Annotated in this window: 17 protein-coding genes and 1 pseudogene; 9 read left to right on the top strand and 9 right to left on the bottom strand. The window is 63.0% G+C overall.

Annotated features, from left to right (window positions below):
- The first annotated feature begins 27 nt into the window (after window positions 1-27).
- The gene (locus tag RX328_RS02970) at window positions 28-420 is read left to right on the top strand and encodes an MAPEG family protein (protein ID WP_213251647.1); all 393 of its coding nucleotides are present in this window, start codon (window positions 28-30) and stop codon (window positions 418-420) included.
- Window positions 421-562: 142 nt separating this feature from the next.
- Here RX328_RS02970 and RX328_RS02965 read toward each other — a convergent pair whose 3' ends face one another.
- The 3 genes from RX328_RS02965 to RX328_RS02955 all read right to left on the bottom strand — a co-directional run bounded on the left by RX328_RS02965 (window position 563) and on the right by RX328_RS02955 (window position 6254).
- Window positions 563-1756 (bottom strand): ABC transporter substrate-binding protein, encoded by a 1194-nt coding sequence (locus RX328_RS02965; protein WP_213251646.1) that lies wholly within the window; start codon window positions 1754-1756, stop codon window positions 563-565.
- 215 nt (window positions 1757-1971) lie between these two features.
- Window positions 1972-5124, bottom strand: coding sequence for an efflux RND transporter permease subunit (locus RX328_RS02960; RefSeq protein ID WP_213251645.1), 3153 nt, complete (start codon window positions 5122-5124; stop codon window positions 1972-1974).
- Entirely contained in the window at window positions 5121-6254 is a 1134-nt protein-coding gene (locus tag RX328_RS02955) for an efflux RND transporter periplasmic adaptor subunit (RefSeq protein ID WP_249726402.1), read from the bottom strand. Before RX328_RS02955 ends, RX328_RS02960 begins: the two co-directional genes overlap by 4 nt.
- Before the next feature lie 67 nt (window positions 6255-6321).
- Between RX328_RS02955 and RX328_RS02950 the strand changes: the two genes are divergently transcribed.
- From RX328_RS02950 to RX328_RS02915, 8 genes are all read left to right on the top strand, one after another.
- Complete coding sequence (locus RX328_RS02950) at window positions 6322-6552, top strand: hypothetical protein (RefSeq protein WP_213251715.1); 231 nt, start codon at window positions 6322-6324, stop codon at window positions 6550-6552.
- A 746-nt stretch (window positions 6553-7298) separates the two neighbouring features.
- Window positions 7299-8453: an iron-containing alcohol dehydrogenase gene (locus RX328_RS02945; RefSeq protein WP_213251644.1), complete on the top strand. Its 1155-nt coding sequence runs from the start codon at window positions 7299-7301 to the stop codon at window positions 8451-8453.
- Between the two features lie 16 nt (window positions 8454-8469).
- A complete protein-coding gene (locus RX328_RS02940; RefSeq protein WP_213251643.1) occupies window positions 8470-10020 on the top strand; it encodes an AMP-binding protein in 1551 nt (516 codons plus the stop codon).
- A gap of 293 nt (window positions 10021-10313) precedes the next feature.
- On the top strand, window positions 10314-11909 hold the full coding sequence (locus tag RX328_RS02935; RefSeq protein ID WP_213251642.1) for an ABC transporter substrate-binding protein: 1596 nt from the start codon (window positions 10314-10316) through the stop codon (window positions 11907-11909).
- Between the two features lie 42 nt (window positions 11910-11951).
- Entirely contained in the window at window positions 11952-12899 is a 948-nt protein-coding gene (locus RX328_RS02930) for an ABC transporter permease (protein ID WP_213251641.1), read from the top strand.
- Between the two features lie 4 nt (window positions 12900-12903).
- Window positions 12904-13797 carry an ABC transporter permease gene (locus tag RX328_RS02925; protein ID WP_213251640.1) on the top strand — a complete coding sequence of 298 codons (894 nt, stop codon included), beginning with the start codon at window positions 12904-12906 and terminating at the stop codon, window positions 13795-13797.
- Window positions 13797-14810 (top strand): ABC transporter ATP-binding protein, encoded by a 1014-nt coding sequence (locus RX328_RS02920; RefSeq protein WP_213251639.1) that lies wholly within the window; start codon window positions 13797-13799, stop codon window positions 14808-14810. The genes RX328_RS02925 and RX328_RS02920 overlap by 1 nt, the downstream gene beginning before the upstream one ends.
- Window positions 14807-15799, top strand: coding sequence for an ABC transporter ATP-binding protein (locus RX328_RS02915; protein WP_213251638.1), 993 nt, complete (start codon window positions 14807-14809; stop codon window positions 15797-15799). The genes RX328_RS02920 and RX328_RS02915 overlap by 4 nt, the downstream gene beginning before the upstream one ends.
- Window positions 15800-15901: 102 nt before the next feature.
- Here RX328_RS02915 and RX328_RS02910 read toward each other — a convergent pair whose 3' ends face one another.
- The 6 genes and pseudogenes from RX328_RS02910 to RX328_RS02885 form a co-directional block, all read right to left on the bottom strand.
- Window positions 15902-17860: an acetyl/propionyl/methylcrotonyl-CoA carboxylase subunit alpha gene (locus RX328_RS02910; protein ID WP_213251637.1), complete on the bottom strand. Its 1959-nt coding sequence runs from the start codon at window positions 17858-17860 to the stop codon at window positions 15902-15904.
- Between the two features lie 11 nt (window positions 17861-17871).
- Entirely contained in the window at window positions 17872-19488 is a 1617-nt protein-coding gene (locus tag RX328_RS02905; RefSeq protein WP_213251636.1) for an acyl-CoA carboxylase subunit beta, read from the bottom strand.
- Window positions 19489-19589: 101 nt separating this feature from the next.
- On the bottom strand, window positions 19590-20456 hold the full coding sequence (locus RX328_RS02900) for a 3-keto-5-aminohexanoate cleavage protein (RefSeq protein ID WP_213251635.1): 867 nt from the start codon (window positions 20454-20456) through the stop codon (window positions 19590-19592).
- 92 nt (window positions 20457-20548) lie between these two features.
- Window positions 20549-21343 carry a helix-turn-helix domain-containing protein gene (locus tag RX328_RS02895; RefSeq protein ID WP_213251634.1) on the bottom strand — a complete coding sequence of 265 codons (795 nt, stop codon included), beginning with the start codon at window positions 21341-21343 and terminating at the stop codon, window positions 20549-20551.
- Window positions 21344-21528: 185 nt separating this feature from the next.
- Window positions 21529-22185 carry a glutathione S-transferase family protein gene (locus RX328_RS02890; RefSeq protein ID WP_213251633.1) on the bottom strand — a complete coding sequence of 219 codons (657 nt, stop codon included), beginning with the start codon at window positions 22183-22185 and terminating at the stop codon, window positions 21529-21531.
- 38 nt (window positions 22186-22223) lie between these two features.
- Window positions 22224-23377: pseudogene (locus RX328_RS02885) on the bottom strand (acyl-CoA dehydrogenase family protein).
- Window positions 23378-23410 lie beyond the last annotated feature (33 nt).

Below are 23410 nucleotides of genomic sequence, written 5' to 3'. Positions count from 1 at the left end.
CGCGCATGAAACAGGGGAGTTTCAGCGATGTATCATCTCACCGCTCTCGTCAGCTTGCTGGCGATCCTGGTCTACTTCTACTCGTCCGTGCTGGTGTCGCGGGCGCGCGGCAAATTCGGCGTCAAGCTGCCGGCGATCTCGGGCAATCCCGATTTCGAGCGCGTGTTTCGCGCGCAGATGAACACGCTGGAATGGCTGCCGATCTTTCTGCCGTCGCTATGGCTGTTCGCGATCTACATCAGCGACGGTATCGCCGCTGCGCTCGGCCTGGTCTGGGTCGTCGGTCGCATTCTCTATATATTCGGCTACGCCAAATCGGTCCCACAACGCGGCCCCGGCTTCGCGACTCAGGCGCTGGCGACGATCGCGCTGTGGGTCGGCGCATTCGGTGCCATCGTGTGGCGGCTGGTGCAGGGGTGATCGGCGGCCGTCATTGCGAGGAGCGAAGCGACGAAGCAATCCATGTTTCCACTTGTGGCGCGATGGATTTGCTTCGCGGAGCCTGTCATCGGGCGCGCATTCGCGCGACCCGTTGGCTCGCAATGACGAACACGGAGAGAGCCTACTTCACCAGCGGGCAGCCGGAATCCTTCGCTGCCGGAAACGCCTTATCGCCGGGCACCACGGCGAGCTGCTTGTAGTAATCCCACGGCTTCTTCGACTCCGACGGCTTCTTGACTTCGAACAGATAGAGGTCGTGGACCATGCGACCGTTTTCCAGCACCCTGCCGCCCTGCGCGAAGTCATCGTCGACCGGAAGCTCCTTCAGCTTTTTCGCCACTGCCTCGGTATCCTTGGTGCCCGCGGCCTTGACTGCCTTGAGGTATTGCAGCGTCGCTGAATAGGTGCCGGCTTGAATCATGTTCGGCATCCGGCCGGTGCGCTTGAAGAAGCGTTCGGCGAGGTTGCGGCTCCTGGCGTCGCGGTCCCAGTAGTAGCCTTCGGTCAGCACCAGGCCCTGGGCGGCCTGAAGGCCGAGGCCGTGAACTTCGGCCAGCGTCAGCAACAGGCCGGCGAGCTTTTGGCCGCTCCTGACGATGCCGAATTCCGCCGCCTGCTTGATCGAGTTGGTGGTGTCGAGGCCGGCATTGGCGAGGCCGATGATCTTGGCTTTAGAACTCTGCGCCTGCAGCAGGAAGGAAGAGAAGTCCGACGAGTTCAGGGGAATGCGGACTGCGCCGAGCACCTTGCCACCCTTCGCCCTGACGAAATCGCCGGTGTCCTTCTCCAGCGCATGACCGAAGGCGTAGTCGGCGGTCATGAAGAACCAGGTATCGCCGCCGGATTCCACCAGCGCACCACCGGTGCCGTAGGCGAGCGCGTGGGTGTCGTAAGCCCAGTGGAATCCATACGGCTGGCAGGAATCGCCGGTGAGGCGCGAGGTCGCAGCGCCCACGACGATGTCGATCTTCTTCTTCTCCCTAGAAAGCTCGTGAATCGCGAGCGCGACGGAGGACGTCGTCAGCTCCGTGATCATATCGACGCCTTCGACCTCGTACCAGCGCCGCGCGATAGCGACGCCGAGATCCGGCTTGTTCTGGTGATCGGCGGAAATGACCTCGATCTTGTGGCCGAGCACTTCGCCACCGAAATCTTCGACCGCCATCTTGGCCGCTTCAAACGACCACTTGCCGCCGTAATCGGCGTAGACCCCGGACTGGTCGTTCAAAATGCCGATCTTGACGCCCTGCGCCGATGCCGGCGCGGCGAGCAAAAGACCAACTGCCGCAACGGCGGCCAACAATCCCGACTTCATACTTTTCTCCCGAATTTTTCCAGAGAAACTTCGCGAACTTATTCAATAACCCCGCAAGTGCCCATCCATTTCGGATCAGCAAAAAGTATGGGGAACTCTATCATCATTCCGAGGCGCGTAGCGCGCGCCCCGGAATCCATTTCACTACAGGTTATGCGGCCCGATGGGCTCGCGCTTCGCGCGCCCCGGAATGATGGCAAGGGCCAATTATCCGCTCACGCCGCAGCGGGCTTCTTGCTCTTCCCGTCCGCCAGATTGCGCACGATGACGTAGAAGATCGGCGTGAACACCAGGCCGAACAGCGTGACGCCAATCATGCCGAAGAACACGGCGACACCCACCGCCTGCCGCATCTCCGAGCCCGAGCCCGACGAGATCACCAGCGGCAGCACGCCGAGGATGAAGGCGAATGACGTCATCAGGATCGGCCGCAACCGCAGCCGGCAGGCTTCGATCACTGCCTCCAGCCGCGCCTTTCCTTCGAGTTCGATATCGCGCGCGAACTCGACGATGAGAATGGCATTCTTGGCTGCCAGCCCCACCAGCACGACGAATCCGATCTGAGTAAGGATGTTGACGTCCTGCCCCATGATCCGCACACCGATAGTGGCGGCGAGGAGGCACATCGGCACGATCAGGATGACCGCGAATGGCAGGCTCCACGAGCCATATTGCGCGGCCAGCACCAGATACACGAACAGCACGCATATCGGGAACACGAGAAGGCCGGCTTGGCCGCCGGTCACCTGCTGATAGGACAAATCCGTCCATTCGAACGAGAAGCCGCTCGGCAGCGTCTCCTCGGCGAGCTTCTTCATCGTGTCAATGGCGGTCGCCGAACTCGTTCCCGGCAACGTATCGCCCTGCAGCTCGGACGCAGGATAGAGATTGTAGCGCGCGACGCGGTCGGGGCCGGAGATGTCGCTGAAACTCACAACACTGCCGAGCATCACCATGTCGCCGGCGGCGTTGCGAGTGCGCAGGCGTGCGAGATCGGACGTCTCCTTCCGGAACGGCAGATCGGCCTGCGCCGTGACGCGGTAGGTGCGGCCGAACAGATTGAAGTCGTTGACATAGGACGAGCCGAAATAGGTCTGGATCGTATCGTTGATGTTCGCAATCGGCACGCCGAGCTTCTGCGCCTTGACGCGGTCGATGTCGACGAACAGTTGCGGCGTGTTGGCAGCAAAGGTGGAGAACACCTGGGTCAGTCCGGGCGCCTGGCGCGCGGCGCCTATCAATTCGTCGGTCGCCGCTGCCAGCATTTCGGAGCCGCGGCCCTGACGGTCCTGGATGCGCATGGTGAAGCCGCCGCCGGTGCCTATGCCGGGCACCGCGGGCGGCGGAATCACGATGATGAACGCACCCTTGATATTCGCCAGCCGCTTGCGCAATTCGTCCGCGATCGAAGCGGACGAAAGTCCCTTCTTCGCCCTGGCCTCCGGGTCGTCAAATACGGGAAACAGTGCCGCGGCGTTGCTTGCCTGCGTCCGGGTCGCGCCCGAGAAGCCGGCGAAGGCGGGCGCGCGAACGACACCCGGCGTATCAAGCGCAATCTTTTCGATCTCCCTGACCACCTCGGTCGTCCGCGCCAGCGAGGCCGCGCCCGGCAATTGCACGGAGACAATGACGTAACCGCGATCCTGCGCCGGGATGAAACCTTGCGGCGTCGTCATCAACAGCCATCCGGCGCCGCCGATCAGCGCCACGTACACCAGCAACATCACCACCGAATGCCGGATCACGAAATCGGCCGCGCTGGCATAGCCATGCGCCAGCCGGTCGAAGCCGCGATTGAACACGCTCGTAAAGGCACCCCAGCCGCGGGCGATGAAATTCCAACGTGCCGGCGGCCTTTTGTCCTCGTGCGGCTGCAGGATCAGCGAGGCCAGCGCTGGCGACAGCGTCAGCGAGCAGAAGCAGGAAATCGCGGTCGCCACCGCAATGGTGACGGCAAACTGCTGAAAGAACTGCCCGGAGATGCCGCCGAGGAACGCAGTCGGGACGAACACCGCGCACAGCACCAGCGCAATCGACACCAGCGCGCTGCCGACCTCTTGCATGGTGCGAAGCGCGGCGTCACGCCGGTTCATGCCGTGCTCGAGATGGCGCTCGACGTTTTCGACCACCACAATCGCATCGTCGACCACGATGCCGACCGCAAGCACGAGGCCGAACAGAGTGAGATTGTTGATCGAAAATCCCAATGCTGCCATCACCGCAAAGGTGCCGACCAGCGACACCGGGATCGCGATGATCGGAATGATGGCGGGCCGCCAGCCCTGCAAGAACACCAGCACCACGATCACGACCAGCGCCATCGCCTCGTAGATCGTCTTGATCAGCTCGCTGACGGACTGTGCGATGAATTCGGTCGGGTTGTAGCCGATATTGTAATCGAGCCCTTTCGGGAAGCTCGCCTTCAACCGCTCCATGGTGTCCGAAATGCTCTTGGCGGTCGCAAGCGCATTGGAGCCGGGCCGCTGCGTCACCAGCATGGCGACCGCGGATTTGCGCAGCAGAAAACTGTTGGTCGAATAGGCCAAAGCACCGAGTTCGATCCGCGCGACGTCGCGCAGCTTCACCGTGCGCCCGTCGGCGCCGGCCTTGACCACGATCTCCTCGAATTGTTTCGGGTCCTTCAGACGGCCGGTAAAGGTGAGATTTGGCGAAAAGGCGCGGTCGGCGATCGGCGGCTCCGCGATCTGGCCGCCCGCGATCTGCACGTTTTGCGAGCGGATCGCCGCCACCACCTCGCCCGCGGTCAGGCCGAGCGTAGAGATTTTGTCGGGGTCGAGCCACAGCCGCATCGAATAGTCGCGCGCGCCGAAGATCTGAATGTCGCCGACGCCGTCGAGCCGGAGCAACTGGTCGCGGACCTGCAGCAGCGCGTAGTTACTGATATAGAGCTGGTCGAACGTGTCGTCCGGCGACAGCATGAACACGACCATCAATATGTCGGGGCTGTTCTTGCGCGTGATGACGCCGTTGCGCTGCACCTCTTCGGGCAGCCGCGGCTGCGCGATCGCGACGCGATTCTGCACCAGCACCTGGGCCTTGTCGAGATCGGTGCCGAGCTTGAAGGTGACCGTGATCGTCAACTGTCCGTTCGAGGTGGCCTGGCTGTAGAGATACAGCATGTCCTCGACGCCGTTGATCTCCTGCTCGATCGGAGCAGCGACGGTGTCAGACACGGTTTGCGCGGAGGCGCCGGGATATTGCGTGGTGACCGTCACCGTTGGCGGCACCACTTGCGGATATTCGGAGACCGGCAGCGTGGTGTAGGCGATCGCGCCAACGATCAGAAGCACGATCGACAGCACCATCGCCAGGATGGGCTGGTTGATGGAGAGACGGCCGAGATTCATGTCTTGGCACCGGCCGGCTTGATGTCGCCCGGCTGCGTGCTGACTTTCGCGCCGACGCGGGCCCGCTGCAGCCCGTCGATAACGACGCGGTCTTCCGGCTTCAGGCCCTCGCGGATCACGCGCAGGCCTTCATCGAGCGGTCCGAGCGTCACCGGCTTCGCCTCGACCGTATTGTCGTCCTTGACGACGAAAACGATCTTCCGCGACTGATCGGTCGCGACAGCCGTGTCCGGCAGCAGCAGCGCCTCATAAGGCGCGCTGCCGATGATCCGGACGCGGCCGAACTGTCCGGGCAGGATCGAGAGATCCTTGTTCGGGATCACGGCGCGGCTGCGCAGCGTACCCGTCGAGACGTCCAGGCGGTTGTCGAGGAAATCCATCTTGCCCTCATGCGAGGGCTTGGTCTCGCCGGTCAGCGTCACCTGGACCGGGTTCGGCGTGTCGCGCGAGCTCGGCCGCTTGCCTTCGAACCAGAGCCGGCTGTTTCGTAAGTACGTCGCCTCGTCGACATCGAAATAGATGTAGATCGGGTCGAGCGAGACGATCGAGGTGAGCAGCGTGGCGCCGCCCTCGGAGCCCTGCACGAGATTGCCAGGCGTCACGAGATGGCGGCTGACGCGGCCGGTGATCGGCGCCATCACATGGGTGAATTCGATGTTGAGCTTGGCGGCCTTGAGCGCGCCTTCAGCCTGCATTTCCGCGGCGCGCGCCGCCTGCAGGGTCTGGCGGCGCTGGTCGACGATCGAATCGGACACGGCCTGGGTCTGATTTAATGTCAGCGCGCGGTCGAGTTCGCGCCTGGCGAGTTCTGCCCTCGCGCGAGCGTCCGATAACTGGCCGTCGGCCTGTTCGGCGACTGCTTCGAACGGACGGGCGTCAATCACGTAAAGCAGATCGCCCGCGCGCACGATCGCGCCATCGCGGAATTCGACGCTCTTCACGAAGCCGCCGACGCGGGCGCGGACCTGGACTTCCTGCACCGCCTCGAACCGACCGGTGAATTCGTCCCAATCGGTGACGGTACGTTTCACTGGCTGCGCGACCGTGACCGTCGGCGGCGCCGCCGCAGCCGGCTGTTGCGGCGGCTTGTCGCCGCAAGCGGACAGCGCAAGCGCGAGCAATGGGGGCAACCATTTGAGACCGCGAAGTGAGTAACCATCACGGCTTGCCCCAGCCGGACGTTTCAATGGATCAGTCGTGCTCAATCCCATCTCCCCCTGCATTCTCAACATCCTGATCGATGGAAAAAGCTTGCCGTGGAACTTAGTGGCGGAGGCCAAAGATGTGATCGGTTCCCAGTCTCGTCAAGAACCGGCCGGGATCAAGCACAATCGTTGTGCATCAGCGTCGTCAACGCCCTTCGCATGCGGATGTTATGCTTTCCGCACTGCGATGAAAGCGGAACCCGTGCAGCGCACGGTCAGCTAATCGCCGCCTGATGACGAAAACGTGACATCGCACGGCGGCGTCTCGCGGAGAATGACCGCAGCTAACTGCGACAGATCCATTTGTGGGCAAATCACTTCTGATTTTCAGAAATCGTGTCAAGCCCGGGAATCAAAAAGAATCAAAAATATTTCGCTTAAGGCGAGAGGCAAATCAGCCGCATGTGCGTGTTCTTTTGCGCACTTTGCACACGAGACCGTGGGTGCTGCGCGCACCCGGTCTTCCGTGCGCCCTCTGACAAGAGGGCGGGAATTTAAGAGCAAACCTCGGGCGCAAAGCGCCGCGAGAAGGCCGCCTCATATTCAATTGTCATCGTCCGCCTTGTGCGCAATTGCGCACTGGGGCGGACGATCCAGTATTCCAGAGACGCCAGTGATTGCACCGAGAAGCCGCGGCGTACTGGATCCCCGCCTTCGCGGGGATGACAGTCGGGGGTCTCAACGTCATTGCGAGCGCAGCGAAGCAATCCATCGTCGACTCGTGCGCAAAGATCGATTGCTTTGCGGAGCCTGCCATCGGGCTTACCGAAGGCGATACCGGTCGCGGGGAACGACAGCTTGTGCGCGCACCGTCGCCGCTGCGCGGGCGGTCGAGACTGTTTCGCTCGCAATGACCAACGAAGGCAAATGATCGGAGCAGCATCTTGGGGCATGACGTCGCCGATTTCCTCGGCTAACCTTGCGGCAAGGCCCGCCAAGAGGGCCAGAAAATGTCCGGGGAGGACAAGCGTGCACAGAGGGCGTGTCGTATTCGGCGCCATGGACGAGGTCGTGTTCGGACGGCCGGCGTCCGAGGCGCTCGTTGCGCAGCTGGATCGGCTCGGCACCAGGCGCGCCTTCCTGATGGTCAGCGGCACGCTCAACCGCGAAACCGATGTGATCGACACTATCCGCCGTGCGCTGGGACCGCGCTGCGTCGGCACGTTCGATGCTATGCCGCCGCACACGCCGCGCTCAGCCGTCATTGCCGCCAGCGAACAGGCTCGCGCTGCGGATACCGATCTCATTGTCACGATCGGCGGCGGCTCGATCACCGACGGCGCCAAGGCCGTGCAGCTTTGCCTTGCCAATGACATCCGCAGCGCAGATGACATCGACCGGATCAAGGCCGGTCGCGGCGGCTCGCCGCAACTTGCGGCACCAGCCGTGCGCCAGATCAGCGTCCCGACGACGATCGCCGGCGGCGAGTTCTCCTCCACGGCAGGCGTCACCAACGAGAAGACGAAGGTCAAGGAAGCGCTGCGCCATCCGCTGCTGATGCCGCGCGCCGTGCTTCTCGATCCCTGGCTCAGCGCACACACCCCCGAATGGCTGTGGCTGTCGACCGGCATCCGCGCCGTCGACCATTGCGTCGAAGGCATCTGCTCGCGCGAGGCTCATCCTTATGGCGACGCGCAGGCGCTGAAGGGCCTGTCGATGCTGGCGCAGGCCTTGCCGCGGGTGAAGGCCGACGCCAAAGACCTCGACGCGCGGATGGATTGCCAGATCGGAACCTGGCTTTCGACCGGACCGCTCGCTTCCGGCGTACCGATGGGCGCCAGCCACGGCATCGGTTACGTGCTCGGCGCGGAGTTCGGCGTCCCGCACGGCTACACCTCCTGCGTGATGCTGCCGTCGGTGATGCGCTGGAACAAGTCAGCGAATGCCGAGCGGCAGGCGCTGGTCGCGGCTGCGATGGGGCGCCCAAACGATGACGCCGGCGACCTGCTCGACCGCTTCATTCGCGGCCTCGGTATGCCGCGCAGCCTGCGCGAGGTCGGCGTCGGCCCGGAGCAGTTCGATCGCATCGCGCAACAAGCGATGGCGACGACCTGGGTGCCGCGCAATCCGCGCAGGATCGAGGGGCCGGCGCAGGTGCGTGAGATTCTGGATATGGCCGCGTAGGGAGACCAAAGCCAACATGTACACCGGTACACATGCCCGTCTTCGTCCACTTCAACCCGCGTTCATCATGGCTTCCACTGGCGAGGCCGTCACCTATCGGGAGCTAGAAGTCCGCACCAACCGGCTGGCGCATCTGTTCCGGAAATACGGATTGAAGCGGCTCGACCACTATTCGATCTTCATGGAGAACAACAGCCGCTACCTCGAGGCCTGCGGCGCCGGCGAACGCAGCGGGCTATACTATACCTGCGTCAACTCCTACCTGACCGCGGGCGAGCTCGCTTACATCCTCACCAACAGCCAGTCGCGCATTCTCATCACATCAAGGGCAAAGCTCGACGTCGCCCGCGAGGCGCTGATGGAATGCCCCAAAGTCGAGCTGTGCATCGTCGCCGACGGAGAGGGCGAAAGCGAGCGCATCGTCGGGCTGCAACAGGCGACATCAACCTTGCCGAAAACCCCGATATCAGACGAATGCATCGGCACCGCCATGCTCTATTCGTCGGGCACCACCGGCCGGCCGAAGGGCATTTTGCGGCCGCTGCCGGAGCAGCCGCCAATCCAGAATCTGCCGATCTTCGATTTCCTGCACGGCGTCTGGCACTACCGCGAGGGCATGATCTACCTTTCGCCCGCGCCGCTCTACCATTCGGCGCCGAAGGCCGCCGTCAACCTGACGATCCGCGCCGGCGGCACCGTCATCATCATGGAAAGTTTTGATCCGGAAAAATATCTGGAGCTGGTTCAAAGGTGGGGCGTCACCCACACCCAACTCGTGCCCACGATGTTCTCGCGCATGCTGAAGCTGCCAGAGGATGTCTGCAAGCGTTACGATCTCTCATCGCTGGAAATCGCGATCCATGCCGCCGCGCCATGCCCGGCTGCGGTGAAGGACGACATCATCAAATGGTGGGGACCGATCATCCATGAATATTACGGCGCCACCGAAGGGCTCGGCTTCACCGCCTGCAACACCGAGGAATGGCTGGCCCATCGCGGCACCGTCGGACGCGTGCTGCTAGGCGACCTCCATATCCTCGACGAGAACATGCAACCCTGCCCGGTCGGCACACCAGGCACGGTGTGGTTCAAGACCGCGACGCCGTTCGAATATTTCAACGATCCCGTCAAAACCAAGGAGGCCCGTTCGCCCGACGGCAGCATGAGCACGGTCGGCGACGTCGGCTATGTCGACGATGACGGATTTCTCTACCTGACCGATCGCGCCACATTCATGATCATCTCGGGCGGCGTCAACATCTACCCGCAGGAATGCGAGAACCTCTTGATCACCCACCCCAAGATCGCCGACGCCGCGGTGTTCGGGGTGCCGAATCCCGATCTCGGCGAGGAAGTAAAGGCCGTGGTGCAGCCGATGCCGGGCGTTTCGCCGGGACAGGAACTGGCCGACGAACTGATCGCCTTCTGCAGCCAGTCGCTGTCGCGCCAGAAAGTGCCGCGCTCGATCGACTTCGAGGCCGAACTACCGCGGCTGCCGACCGGCAAGCTCTACAAGCGCCTGTTGCGCGATCGCTATTGGGGCAACAAGACCTCGCGGATCGTGTGAGCATGCGACGATATGAGATGACGAACTCGAACACAGAGGTCGCGAGACCTGGTGGTGCGGTGCATCATCCGGCAAGACATTCCAGCGCGAGCCGCAACATAACGGCTACGCTGCAGCGAATCTGCCGCTTTCGCAGCGAACGGCTGCGTTGGCGCGCATGTTCCGCCGCGCGGATTTCGATTAGTTCGAATTGCCGATCTGTGCATCGTCTTGGCCGGTTGCCCGGACGCGCGGTCATGCTATCGTCTGATGCAATCGGCCGTTTCGAGACCGAGCAAATGTGGGAGGGGATCATGCGGAGCGTTCATGCGCTTGCCGCCGCAGCGTTATTGTTGCTGCCGGCTTATGATGTTGCATCAGCCGGCGAGCCGAAACAGGGCGGCATCCTCAGGGTCTATCATCGCGACAGCCCCGGCAGCGCCTCGATCCACGAAGGCGCGACCTTCTCGATCAACGTTCCCTTCATGCCGGTCTTCAACAACCTCGTCATGTTCAAGCAAGACGTCGCGCAGAACAGCGCAGATTCCATCGTCCCGGATCTGGCGGAGAGCTGGGCCTGGAGCAACGACGGCAAGAAACTCACTTTCAAATTGAGGCAGGGCGTCAAATGGCATGACGGCAAGCCGTTCACCTCAGCCGACGTCAAGTGCACCTTCGACATGCTGATGGGCAAGTCGCAACAGAAGTTTCGCCAGAATCCGCGAAAGTCCTGGTACAACCAGGTCGAGGACGTGACGACAAACGGCGATTTCGAGGCATCGTTCAGCCTGAAGAGGCCGCAGCCAGCGTTGTTGTCGTTACTCGCCTCCGGCTACACCCCGGTTTACCCCTGCCACGTCTCCCCGGCCGACATGCGTACCAAGCCGGTCGGCACCGGCCCGTTCAAATTCGTCGAGTTCAAGGCCAACGAATCGATCAAGCTCACGAAGAATCCCGACTACTTCAAGAAGGGCCTGCCGCACCTCGACGGCATCGAGTTCACCATCATCACGAACCGTTCGACGGCCATTCTCGGATTTGTCTCCGGGAAATTCGACATGACTTTCCCGACCGAAGTGTCAATCCCGCTCTTGAAGGAGGTCAAGTCGCAGGCACCGAACGCAGTGTGCGTGGTCGAGCCGGTCAACGTCTCGACCAACATCATCGTCAACTCGTCCGCCCCGCCGTTCGACAACATCGACATTCGCCGCGCGCTGGCACTGGTGCTCGACCGCAAGGCCTTCGTCTCCATACTGTACGAGGGACAGGCCGACATCGGCGGCACCATGCTCCCCGCACCGGGCGGCTTGTGGGCGATGCCGAAGGAAATGCTGGAATCGATTCCGGGTTACGGTTCCGACGTCAACGCCAATCGGGAAGAGGCGCGCAAGCTGATGCAGAAGGCGGGCTATGGACCGGACAAGCGCCTCGCCGTCAAGGTCGCCACGCGCAACATCCCGATCTACCGCGATCCCGCCGTCATCCTGATCGACCAGATGAAGAGCATCTATATCGACGGCGATCTCGACGTCGTTGATACCGCACAATGGTTCCCGAAGGTCGCCCGCAAGGATTACTCGCTCGGCCTCAACCTCACCGGCAATGCGGTCGACGATCCCGACCAGTCATTCTACGAAAACTATTCTTGCGGCTCGGAGCGCAACTATACCAACTACTGCAACAGGGAAATCGAGAAGCTGTTCGACGAGCAGTCGATGGAGAAGGATGTCGCCAAGCGCAAGAAGTTGGTCTGGGAGATCGACAAGAAGCTGCAGGAAGACGTGGCGCGGCCGATCATCTTGCACGCCCGCCAGGGCTCGTGCTGGCAGCCTTATGTCAAGGGCATCACCATCATGGTGAACAGCTCCTACAACGGCTACCGTTACGAAGACGTCTGGATGGACAAGTAACGTCCGGCCGAGAGAAGCCGATGGGTCAGGGAGAGTAGCCGGGTGTTTGCTTATATCGTGCGACGCCTCGCCTTGATGCTCGTGACCCTGATCGGGATATCGATCATCATCTTCGTGTTGCTGCGGGTCGTCCCCGGCAACATCGTCGATATCCTGTTCGACGCCGCCGGCTTCGTCGATCCCACCGACAAGGCCAACCTGGAAAAGGAACTCGGCCTCAACCTGCCGATCTACCAGCAATATCTGAACTGGATCGGCGGTCTGCTGCACGGCGATCTCGGCTACTCGTATGTGTCCGAGAAGCCGGCGCTGCAGGAGATCCTGCCGCGCATTCCGATCACCGCCAAGCTCGCGGCGCTGGCGCTGTTGTTCTCCGCCTCGATCGGCATTCCCTTAGGCGTTCTCAGCGCAGTCCACCAGGGCTCGCGGCTGGATTACACCCTTCGTGTCGTCAGCCTGAGCGGCCTGTCGCTGCCTTCCTTCTGGCTCGGGCTGCTTATCCTGATGGCCTCGGTTTCGCTGTTCGGCCACATGCCGATCTACAACCCGAACCCGGCAACCTGGACGGAGGCGTTCGCGATCTATGCCGTGCCGGCGATGGCGGTCGGTTTTCGCAGCGCCGCGCTGACCATGCGCATCACGCGCTCCTCGATGCTGGAAATTCTGCGGCAGGATTACATCCGGACCGCGCGCGCCAAGGGCGCGTCCGAGGCTTCGGTCAATTATCGCCACGCGCTGAAGAACGCGATTCTCCCTGTTATCACCGTGATCGGCATCGAGGCGGCGTTCCTGATCGGCGGGCTGATCGTCACCGAAACCGTGTTCAATATTCCAGGCGTAGCCCGCTTCCTAGTCGAGGCGCTCCGCTGGCGCGATTATCCGATCGTGCAGAATCTCGTGATGCTGATCGCCGTGGTCGTAGTGGTCGCGAACTTCACCGTCGACATGCTTTACGCCGCGATCGATCCGCGCATCCGGTATGGGGATTAGCCGCGTGACCACGATTAACTTCGAAAGCGAGTTGAGGCGGGCCGGCGCCCATTCTACGCATGGCTGGCGCCGGCTGGTGTTCCTGGCGCAACGTTATCTGCTCGGCACGATCGGCCTTGTCATCATGGTGATGTTCGTCTGGATGGCGATCTCGGCCGACCTGATCGCCCGCTATGACCCACTCAGCGTCGATTCCGCGCAGCGGCTGGCGGCGCCGAGCGCGGCGCACTGGATGGGCACCGATTCATTCGGTCGTGACGTCTGGAGCAGGATCATTCACGGCGCGCGCATCTCGCTCGCCGTCGGCATCGGCGCCACCGCGCTGGGATCGACGATCGGCGTCATCGTCGGCCTCGTATCGGGCTATCTGTCCGGCTGGGTCGATCTGCTGTTCCAGCGCGTCACCGATATCCTGCAGGCGCTGCCCTTGCTGGTGCTAGCGCTGGTGATGACCGCGGCGCTCGGCCCCTCGCTGCCGAACGTGATCATCGCGATTGCGATCCCGTTGATCCCGACGGTCGCCCGCGTGATCCGCGCCAATACGCTGGCGCTGCGCGAGCAGCCCTTCGTCGAGGCCGCAAAATCGATCGGCATGAGCGAGACCCGTATTGCGCTCCGCCACGTGCTGCCGAACACGCTCGCGCCTTTGATCGTGCTCGCGACCGCGCAACTCGGTTCCACCATCCTCACCGAAGCCTCGCTGTCGTTCCTCGGGCTCGGCATCCCCGAGCCTTATCCGTCCTGGGGACGCATGCTGTCGGAGTCTGCGGCCGAATATGTTCGCACTGCGCCCTGGCTGGTGATTTTCCCGGGCGTCGCCATCTCCCTTGCCGTATTCGGCACCAATCTGTTCGGCGACGCGCTCCGTGACATCCTCGATCCGAGGCAGCGCGGCTGATGAGCGAGGCGCGCAAGGACGACACTATTCTCGACGTGAAGAACCTGCAGACGGTGTTCTTCACCAATTCCGGGCTGTTCCGCGCGGTCGACGACGTATCGTTCACCGTGCGCCGCGGCGAGACGCTGGCAATCGTCGGCGAGTCCGGCTGCGGCAAGAGCGTGACCGCGCTGTCGGTGATGCGGCTGGTGCCGGACCCGCCGGGCCGGGTGGTCGGCGGCTCGGTGACGCTGGAAGGCACCGATCTGCTCGGCCTCTCTGAGGTCAAGATGCGCGACATCCGCGGCAATCGGATCTCGATGATCTTTCAGGAGCCGATGACCTCACTCAATCCGGTAATGCGAATCGGCGACCAGATCACCGAGGTGCTCCGCCTGCACCAGGAAGTGACCGCGAAGGAGGCCTGGGCCAAGGCGGTTGAGATGCTGCGCCTGGTCCGCATCCCCGAGCCGGAACGCCGTGCGCAGGAGTATCCGCACCAGCTCTCCGGCGGCATGCGGCAGCGCGCGATGATCGCGATGGCATTGGCTTGCCGGCCGGCGCTGCTGATCGCGGACGAGCCGACCACCGCGCTCGACGTGACGATCCAGGCGCAGATTCTGGCGCTGATCGTCGATCTACAAAAGAGGCTCGGCACCGGCTTGATCCTGATCACGCATGATCTCGGCGTCGTCGCGCAAACCGCGCAACGCGTCATCGTGATGTATGCCGGCAAGAAGGTCGAGGAAGCGACGGTAGAGGACCTGTTCGAAAATCCAAAGCATCCCTACACGCGAGGGCTGATGGCCTCGATGCCGGCGGTGATTTCGTTCGGCGCCAAGACCGATGCGCGGCTCAATGAGATTCCCGGCATGGTGCCGTCGCTGACGAACCTGCCGCCGGGCTGCGCCTTTGCGCCGCGCTGCCGCCTGGCCGTGGACCGATGCCGCGCCGAATATCCGCCGCTGCAGCAAGTCGATGCCAATCATCTCGCGGCGTGCTGGCGCGCAACCGAATTGGTAGGCGCGCCATGAGCGACCAACGCCCGCTGCTGGAAGTCACCGATCTCGTCAAGCATTACGCGGTGCGCGGCGGCGTCCTGCGCCGCCGCATCGGCACCGTGCATGCGGTTGACGGCGTCAGCTTCTCGGTCGCCAAAGGCGAGACGCTCGGGCTGGTCGGCGAATCCGGCTGCGGCAAATCGACGGTGGCGCGCAGCGTGCTGCGGCTGGTGGAGCCGTCCAGCGGCGCCATCAAGCTGAACGGCACCGACATCACCGGGCTCAGCAAGGCCGAGATGCGCCCGCACCGGCGCTCGATGCAGATCGTGTTCCAGGATCCGTTCGCCTCGCTCAATCCGCGCATGACCGCGGGCGATATCGTCGGCGAGCCGCTCGCCGTGCATGGCCTCGCCACAGGGCGTGCGCAGCAGGAACGCGTCGCGGAACTGTTCGCGCAGGTGGGATTGCGGCCTGATCAGATGAAGAACTACCCGCACCAATTCTCCGGCGGCCAGCGGCAGCGCATCTGCATTGCCCGCGCGCTGTCGCTCGGACCGAGCCTGATCGTGTGCGACGAGCCGGTATCGGCGCTCGACGTCTCGATCCAGGCGCAGGTGATCAACCTGTTGATCGACCTGCAGCGCAAGAACCATTTTTCCTACCTGTTCATCGCCCACGACCTCGCCGTCGTCGCCCATATCAGCCACCGCGTCGCCGTGATGTATCTCGGGCGCATTGTCGAGATCGCGGATAAGTCGGAATTGTTCGCCAACCCGCGGCATCCGTATACGCAAGCGCTGCTGGCGTCGGTCCCGGTCGCTGATCCCAAAGCAAAGCGTCTTGCGCCCATGGTCGACGGCGACGTCCCGAGCCCGATCAACCCACCCTCGGGCTGCGCCTTCCACACCCGCTGCCGCTATGTCATGGATCGCTGCAAGGTGGAGCGGCCGGCGCTGGTGGAAGCCGGCGAAGGACATCAGGTAGCGTGCTGGCTGAATGACGGCACGGGGCGGCCGGAGTAATCCGTAGCTTCGTAAGGTGGGCAAAGCGAAAGCGTGCCCACCATTTCACGCACGGCAAGGATGGTGGGCACGTCGCTACGCTCCTTTGCCCACCCTACGCAGTCAGCCCGCTGCAATCTCCACGACGATCCGCCCCGTCGTCACCTGCTCGCCCTCGGCCACATCGATCGCCGACACCGTGCCCGAAACACCAGCCGTATGCACGTGCTCCATCTTCATTGCCTCCAGCGTCATCACGGGCTGGCCGACCGCAACCTGCTCGCCGGGCGTGACCAGCACGGCGACCACGCGGCCGTTCATTGTCGCGCGCACCTTGCCGTCGCCGTCCGCCGCCGCAGTGGAGGCCGGTGCGGCCAGCGTCAGATCGCGGGCGGCAATCGAGGCTCCGCGATGCAGGATGTACAGACGACCGCCGTCGCGCAGAAATCTCGCTGACTCCATCAAGCCATCGGTGCGAAAGCGGATCGTGTCGGCGCCAAGCTCGTCGATCTCGAAACGCCGCTCGTTGCCATCGAGGCCGGCGACATAACTTCCGTCGCGGTTCCGAACGATATCAACCTCGAACGCGTGGCCAAGGTCGATCCGCATCGTCAGCGGGAACGTCGTCGCCAGACTGCGTCCGCTGCGCCAGGGCGGCGCATGCGAGTTGGTGACGTAAAGCAACAATGCCGCCAACGTAGCGCCCGTCTCGTCGTTCGCACGCGACGCCAGCAGTTCGTCGCGGTGATTGCCGATGAAGGCCGTGGTCGCTTCGCCCTTCGCAAAGGCAGGATGGCGCAGGCAGGAGATCAGAAACTCCTGATTGGTAGTCACCCCAAACGCTGCCAGTTGCTCCAGCCCACAGATCAACCGGCCGCGGGCCTCGTTGCGGTCGGCACCGTGGCTGATGATCTTGGCGACCATCGAATCGTAGAACGGCGGAATCTCCGAGCCCGATCGCAGCGCGTGCTCGACGCGGATGCCGTCGGGCATCTGCCACAGCGCCATTCGGCCCGATTGCGGCATGAAGTCATGATCCGCGTCCTCCGAGCACAGCCGCACCTCGATGGCGTGGCCGGAGAATCTGACGTCTTCCTGCTTGAGCCCGAGCGGCTGGCCGGCGGCAATGCGCAACTGCAGTTCGACCAGATCGAGCCCGGTAATCGCTTCGGTGACGGGATGCTCGACCTGCAGGCGCGTGTTCATTTCCATGAAATAGAACTCGCCGGACGGATCGAGCAGGAACTCCAGCGTACCCGCGCCCTCATAACCGATCGATTTGACGGCAGCGACCGCGACGGCGCCCATGCGCGCCCGCAATTCCGGCGTCACCTTCGGCGACGGCGCCTCCTCGATCAGCTTCTGGTGTCGGCGTTGCACCGAGCAATCGCGCTCGCCGAGATGAATGGCATTGCCGTAGCGATCGCCGAACACCTGGATTTCGATGTGGCGGGGATCGATGATGGCGCGCTCCAGGATCACCGTGGGATCACTGAACGCGCCTTGCGCCTCTGACCTTGCGCTGCGCAGCGCATCCGGAAATGCCGCGGCGTCTTCGACAAGACGCATGCCGCGACCGCCACCGCCCGCAACCGCCTTGATCATCACGGGGAAACCGATCTTCCTGGCCTCTGCCAGCATCACTGCGTCGCTCTGGTCCGTGCCCTGATAGCCGGGCACGACAGGCACGCCAGCCTCCCGCATGATGTCCTTGGCGCCGGCCTTGTTACCCATCGCCCGGATCGCCTCCGGCGACGGCCCGATGAAGACCAGTCCGGCATCGCGGCAGGCCTGCGCAAAATCCTCGTTTTCGGCGAGGAAGCCGTAGCCCGGATGCACCGCGCCGGCCCCGCTGGCTTTGGCGGCGGCGATGATCGCATCTATCCGCAGGTAGGATTGCGCCGGCAGCGCCTCGCCGATGCGCACGGCCTGGTCCGCCTCGCGCACGTGCAGCGAATCACGATCGGCATCGGAATAGACGGCAACCACGCCATAGCCCAGGCGGCGCGCGGTGCGCATGATCCGCAGCGCGATCTCGCCGCGGTTGGCGATGAGGATCTTGAAGAATGGCGTTCGCTTCATCTCGATCCCGCTCATGGCCGGGCGACCGAGAATTGCATGCGCTGCGGCGTGCGGGCTTCGGCCTCGCGGCAGATCGCCAGCACCTCGGAAAGTACGCTGCGGGTATCGCGGGGATCGATCACGCCGTCATCGAGCACGCGCGCGCTGGTCGAGAACACGTCCATCTGGCCGTCGAACACGCCGGTGATCTGCGCCTTCATCGCCTCCAGCTTTTCCTTCTCGATCGGCTTGCCCCGCCGCGCGGCGGCCGCCTCGGTCACGATTGCCATGGTCTCGGCGGCCTGCTCGCCGCCCATCACGGCAGTCTTGGCATTGGGCCAGGAGAAGCAGAAGCGCGGATGGAAGCCGCGCCCGCACATGCCGTAATTGCCGGCCCCGAACGACGCTCCGCAATAGATCGTAATCTGCGGCACGGTCGCCGAGGTCACCGCCTGGATCATCTTGGAGCCGTGCTTGATCATGCCGGCTTCCTCGTAGGCTCGGCCTACCATGTAGCCGGTGGTGTTGTTCATGTAGAGCAGCGGCGTGCGCGACTGGCAGCAGGCCTGGATGAAATGCGTCGCCTTATTGGCGCCGGGCACGTCGAGCGGGCCGTTGTTGGTGATGATCCCGATCGCCTGTCCTTCGATGCGGGCGTGGCCACAGACCGTCGCCGGGCCGTAATTCGCGCCGAATTCGGTGAAATCGGAATCGTCGACAAAGCGCGCGATGGCCTGGCGCATATCGACGGGACGCTTGTGGTCCATCGGCATGATGCCGAGCAGTTCCTCGGCGTCATAACGTGGCGGCTTGAAGGATAACGCCGCAGGCTTCCGCCGGTCCCATTCCAGGTTGGCCATGATGTCGCGCGCGATGCGCAGCGCGTCGCGGTCGTCTTCGGCGAGATAGTCGCCGAGCCCTGAAATGGAGGTGTGCATCTCGGCTCCACCGAGTTCCTCCTCCGTCGCGATCTCTCCCGTTGCGGCCTTCAGCAGTGGCGGCCCGGCGAGGAACGCGCGGGTACGGCCGCGGACCATGACGATGTAGTCGGATAGTCCGGTCTGGTAGGCGCCGCCCGCCGTTGACGATCCATGCGTCACGGTGACGACGGGCAGGCCAGCGGCCGACAACCGCGCGAGATTGCGAAAAATGTTGCCGCCGCGGATAAAGTCCTCAACGCGATAGCGCAGCAGATTGGCGCCGGCGCTTTCGACCAGTTGCAGGTAAGGCAGCTTGTTTTCGAGCGCCAGTTCCTGCACCCGCAGCGTCTTGTCGAGGCCGTACGGTTGCAGCGCGCCGGCGTCGATGCCGGAATCGTTGGCGCTGACCATGCAGCGGATGTCGGAGACGAAGCCGATGCCCGCGATCACGCCGCCGCCGGGAACGCTCTTCTCGGCATCCGGCACGTCGAACATGTAGCCGGCGAGCGTGGAAAGCTCGATGAAAGGCGAGCCGGGGTCGAGCACCAGCGCCACCCGCTCGCGCGGCAGCAATTGACCTCGCTTGTGGAAGCGATCCTTGGCCGCGGCCGATGCGGCACGCGTGCGATCTTCCAGCGCCCGCATCCGTGTGATCAGCGCCAGCATGCCGTCGCGGTTGGCTTTGTAAGCGGCGCTCGAGCGGGAGATGGTGGATTCAATTACAGCCATGAACTCTCCGCCCCGTCATTGCGAGAAGCGAAGCGACAAAGCAATCCATATTTTGCCGGACGGCGGGATGGATTGCTTCGCTTCGCTCGCAATGACGGCACTCAATGCCTAGTTCCAAAAATCTGCCTGGCCTCCGCCGGACTCGCGACCTCGCGTCCCGCTCGCCGCGCGCAGGCGGCGATGGCTTCGATCAGTTGCCCATTCGAAGTCACCTTGGTACCGTCGGCGAGATAAAAAGTATCCTCCAGCCCAGTGCGCAGGTGCCCACCGAGTTCGGCGCAGCGCTGGTGCAGCGGCCAGATTTCGGCGCGGCCGATCGCGGTGACCTGCCAATGCGATTTCGGCCGCATCAGCTTCAACAGGATCGGCAGCAATTCGGGATCGGCCGGCATGCCGGAGGCAACGCCCATCACGAAATTATATTCGAGCGGCCCGGTGTACATGCCGGTTTGCACGTACATGCCGACGCAGCGCACGATGCCGACGTCGAAACATTCGAACTCCGGAATCGTGCCCGCTTCCTTCATCACGTCGAGATAGTCCTGCACCTTCTCGACCGCGTTATCGAACATCATCGGCGGCCAGGCCCAGGTATTGTCGGACTTCACCTTGAGATAATTCAGCGAGCCGGCGTTGCAGGCCGCGATCTCGGGCCTCGTCTCGCGCACGCAGTCGAGCGCCCCCTGATATTTCGGGCCCGAGGTGCCCGTGGTGTGATTGATGATGACGCCGGGACAGGCTTCGCGGATCGCCTGCTGGATCTCTTTGGAAACGCTGACGTCCCAGGACGGCAGATGCCCCTTGTTCGGCTCCTGCTGGCGCAAATGGATGTGCATGATGCTCGCGCCGGCATCGAACGCGGCCCTGGCCTCACGCGCCATCTGCTCCGGCGTCACAGGTACGTTGTGCTGCTTCGGATCGGTCAACACGCCGTTCAGCGCGCAGGTAATGACGGCCTTGTCGCCCATGGATCAGCCTTCGAAAAGCGGAATGCGAGGGATCGCGAAAATATCCAGTGCGATCATGCGTGCCGCATCAGCCGGCTTCTTGCGTCCAGCCGCTACCCGGCGCTCGCATGGCGATGGCTATAGATCGCCAGATCGCGCGAACCTGAAAAGATCGCGCGCGGCTTCAAGCCATAGAAGCGGCGGATCGAGTGGCTGAAATGCGTGGAATCGGGATAGCCGATATCCTGCGCGAGATGCGCAAGGTTGATGTCCTGGTTGGCGAAGTGCAGCAAATGACGCGCGCGCTTCCAGGCGCGGAACGAGCGGAACGAGATTCCGGTCTCTTCCTTGAACAGATGCAGGAAGCGCGATGGAGACAATCCGGCCTCCGCGGCGCAGCTTGCCGCCGTCACCGGCTCGCCGGAGAATTTTCCGATCTGCACGATCGCGCGTACCACCCTGGGATCGAGTTCGCGCTGTGGCAGGGGCTCGCCAAGGCACAGGCGATCGAACTCGGTGCTGGAGAAATCACTGCCCGCATGATGCTCGCGCAGTTCGTGATAGGCGGCACGAATGCGGCTGGCGAAAACCACGCCCTCAGGGCCCGAGAGGCGCGTGGCGAGGTCTTCAAGCGCGCCCGGCCGAACGCTCTCGGGTTCGATCACGACGCTGAGCACGGAGCGATGATCGCTGGCGATGGTGTGCCTGATGTTCGGCAGCAGAGCGACCATGTCGCCATGGGTTTCGCAGCCATCCGCAGTGGTGAGCCAGAGGCTTCCCTCGATCGCGACGTAGATGTTGAACCCGCCCGAGCAGCGTTGCCGGGGCCTACCGAGCAGGCCGGCGTAGAACACGCGTTCCGGGGTGATCAGCATCAGGTGGCCGGATTTGTGGCCGGTATGGTCCATGGCTCGTCCTCCTCGCGCGGCTCTCTGGCTGCTGCGACGGGGCCAACCATAGCGGAATTTTGAGTGCTGTCACCGAGAGAAGAGCCGTCATTCCGGGCGCGAAGCGAACATGGGGCGCCCTTACGCCCCCGGAATCTCGAGATTCCGGGTTCGATGCTTCGCATCGCCCCGAAATGACACACCAGTTAGGCCCGTATCCTTGGCGCCACGTTTTGCTCGATGCCAGCCTTGCGTTCCGCCGCAACGGCCCGCTTGTACCCGTCGCGTTCCTGCAACCGGGCCCAATAAGCCGCGACATTAGGGCCGAAATCCTTGGCAAGGCCGATATTGCCGGCGAGCCGCAACGCGTAGCCATTGACAATATCGGCCGCGGTAAAGCGTCCGGCACAGAGAAATTCCGCATTCGCAGTCGCTGCCTCGACCGCGCGCAGCCGACCCAGGAACCATTTGGCGTAATCGCCGGCCACTTGCGGGTTCCGCCGTTCCTCCGGCTCGAGCTGGCTGTATCTCAGCACCAGTGTTTGGGGAAAAGTCAGCGTGGCGTCGCTGAAATACATCCAGTTCAGGAAGGCGCCATAGGCCGGGTCGTCCATCCCGACCACCAGCGGGGTCGGTCCGTATTTGGTGCCGAGGTAATAACAGATGCCCGACGACTCCGTCATTTTGGTATCGCCGTCGATCATGAACGGAATGGTGCCGAGCGGATTGATCGCGAGATATTCCTTGGCGAACACCCGCGGTGGGAACGGCAGCATCTTCAACTCGTAGGGCAAGCCCATTTCTTCCAGCATCCAGAGCGGGCGGAACGAGCGCGCGCCGTCGCAGTGATAGAGCGTGATCATCAACCGTTCCTCATCGTTACTTTTCCTCTGACTTATTCTTATTGATTTTTCGGCAGTGTGCCCATCACCTTGCATAACACCGTCAGCATCACCTCGTCGGCGCCGCCGCCGATCGAGGTCAGGCGGCTGTCGCGATAGGCCCGGCTGACCGGCGTCTCATTCATGAACCCCATGCCGCCCCAGAATTGCAGGCAGGCATCGGTGAGTTCACGGCCCAAACGGCCGGCCTTTAATTTCGCCATGGTGGCAAGCCGCGTCACGTCCTCGCCCGCAATCAGTGCCTCGGCAGCGCGGTAGACCAGCGCACGCAACAGCTCGACCTCGGTCTGCATCTCCGCCAGCTTGAAATGAACGGTCTGGTTATCCAGGATCGATTTCCCGAACGCCTTGCGGTTGCGGGTATATTCGATGGTCTCTGATATGATGAATTCATGCGCCTTGAGGCAGGCGGCCGCGCCCCACAGCCGTTCCTCCTGGAACTGCACCATCTGGTAGGTAAAACCCTTGCCCTCCTCGCCTATCCGGTTGCGCTTGGGCACCCGGACGTTGTCGAAGAAGATCTGCGCGGTGTCGGAAGAGCGCATACCCATCTTGTCGAGCTTGCGCGCGACCTGCACGCCCTTGGTCCTCATGGGTACGCAGATCAACGACTTGTTGCGATGGACCTGGCCGTCGCTGGTATTGGCGAGCAGGCAGATCCAGTCGGCCTGCACGCCGTTGGTGATCCACATCTTGCCGCCATTGATGACGTAATCGTCGCCATCGGAACGCGCCTGCGTCTTGATCGAGGCGACATCTGATCCCGCGCCGGGCTCCGATACGCCGACGCAGGCCACTGCGTCGCCCGCGATCGCGGGGCTAAGAAACTCGCGGCGCACCTCATCAGAACCGAACCGCGCCAGCGCCGGCGTCGCCATGTCGGTCTGCACCCCGATCGCCATCGGCACGCCGCCGCATTTGATGGCACCGAGCTCTTCGGCCATCATCAGCGCGTAGGAATAATCGAGTCCTTGACCGCCGAATCGGTGGGCTTGTTGAGGCCGAGAAAGCCGAGGTCGCCAAGCTTCTTGAACAGTTCATGCGCCGGGAAAATGTCGTTCTTCTCCCATTCATCGACGAACGGATTTATTTCGGCGGCGATGAATTTTTGCAGGATACGGCGGGGTTCGTCGTGGTCGGCGGTGAAGAGCATGTTTGTCCCTTGTCATTCCGGGGCGCGCAGCAT

The organism is Bradyrhizobium sp. sBnM-33 (genome assembly GCF_032917945.1).
In the GTDB taxonomy this organism is placed as follows: Bacteria; Pseudomonadota; Alphaproteobacteria; order Rhizobiales; family Xanthobacteraceae; genus Bradyrhizobium.
This window is presented reverse-complemented; position numbering and strand designations above follow the sequence as displayed.

What these genes read in the sequence shown, in the direction of transcription:
- RX328_RS02970 (WP_213251647.1), top strand. Translation starts at nt 28, where the DNA reads ATGTATCATCTCACCGCTCTCGTCAGCTTGCTGGCGATCCTGGTCTAC.
- RX328_RS02965 (WP_213251646.1), bottom strand. Translation starts at nt 1,756, where the DNA reads ATGAAGTCGGGATTGTTGGCCGCCGTTGCGGCAGTTGGTCTTTTGCTC.
- RX328_RS02960 (WP_213251645.1), bottom strand. Translation starts at nt 5,124, where the DNA reads ATGAATCTCGGCCGTCTCTCCATCAACCAGCCCATCCTGGCGATGGTG.
- RX328_RS02940 (WP_213251643.1), top strand. Translation starts at nt 8,470, where the DNA reads ATGTACACCGGTACACATGCCCGTCTTCGTCCACTTCAACCCGCGTTC.
- RX328_RS02935 (WP_213251642.1), top strand. Translation starts at nt 10,314, where the DNA reads ATGCGGAGCGTTCATGCGCTTGCCGCCGCAGCGTTATTGTTGCTGCCG.
- RX328_RS02920 (WP_213251639.1), top strand. Translation starts at nt 13,797, where the DNA reads ATGAGCGAGGCGCGCAAGGACGACACTATTCTCGACGTGAAGAACCTG.
- RX328_RS02915 (WP_213251638.1), top strand. Translation starts at nt 14,807, where the DNA reads ATGAGCGACCAACGCCCGCTGCTGGAAGTCACCGATCTCGTCAAGCAT.
- RX328_RS02910 (WP_213251637.1), bottom strand. Translation starts at nt 17,860, where the DNA reads ATGAAGCGAACGCCATTCTTCAAGATCCTCATCGCCAACCGCGGCGAG.
- RX328_RS02905 (WP_213251636.1), bottom strand. Translation starts at nt 19,488, where the DNA reads ATGGCTGTAATTGAATCCACCATCTCCCGCTCGAGCGCCGCTTACAAA.
- RX328_RS02900 (WP_213251635.1), bottom strand. Translation starts at nt 20,456, where the DNA reads ATGGGCGACAAGGCCGTCATTACCTGCGCGCTGAACGGCGTGTTGACC.
- RX328_RS02895 (WP_213251634.1), bottom strand. Translation starts at nt 21,343, where the DNA reads ATGGACCATACCGGCCACAAATCCGGCCACCTGATGCTGATCACCCCG.
- RX328_RS02890 (WP_213251633.1), bottom strand. Translation starts at nt 22,185, where the DNA reads ATGATCACGCTCTATCACTGCGACGGCGCGCGCTCGTTCCGCCCGCTC.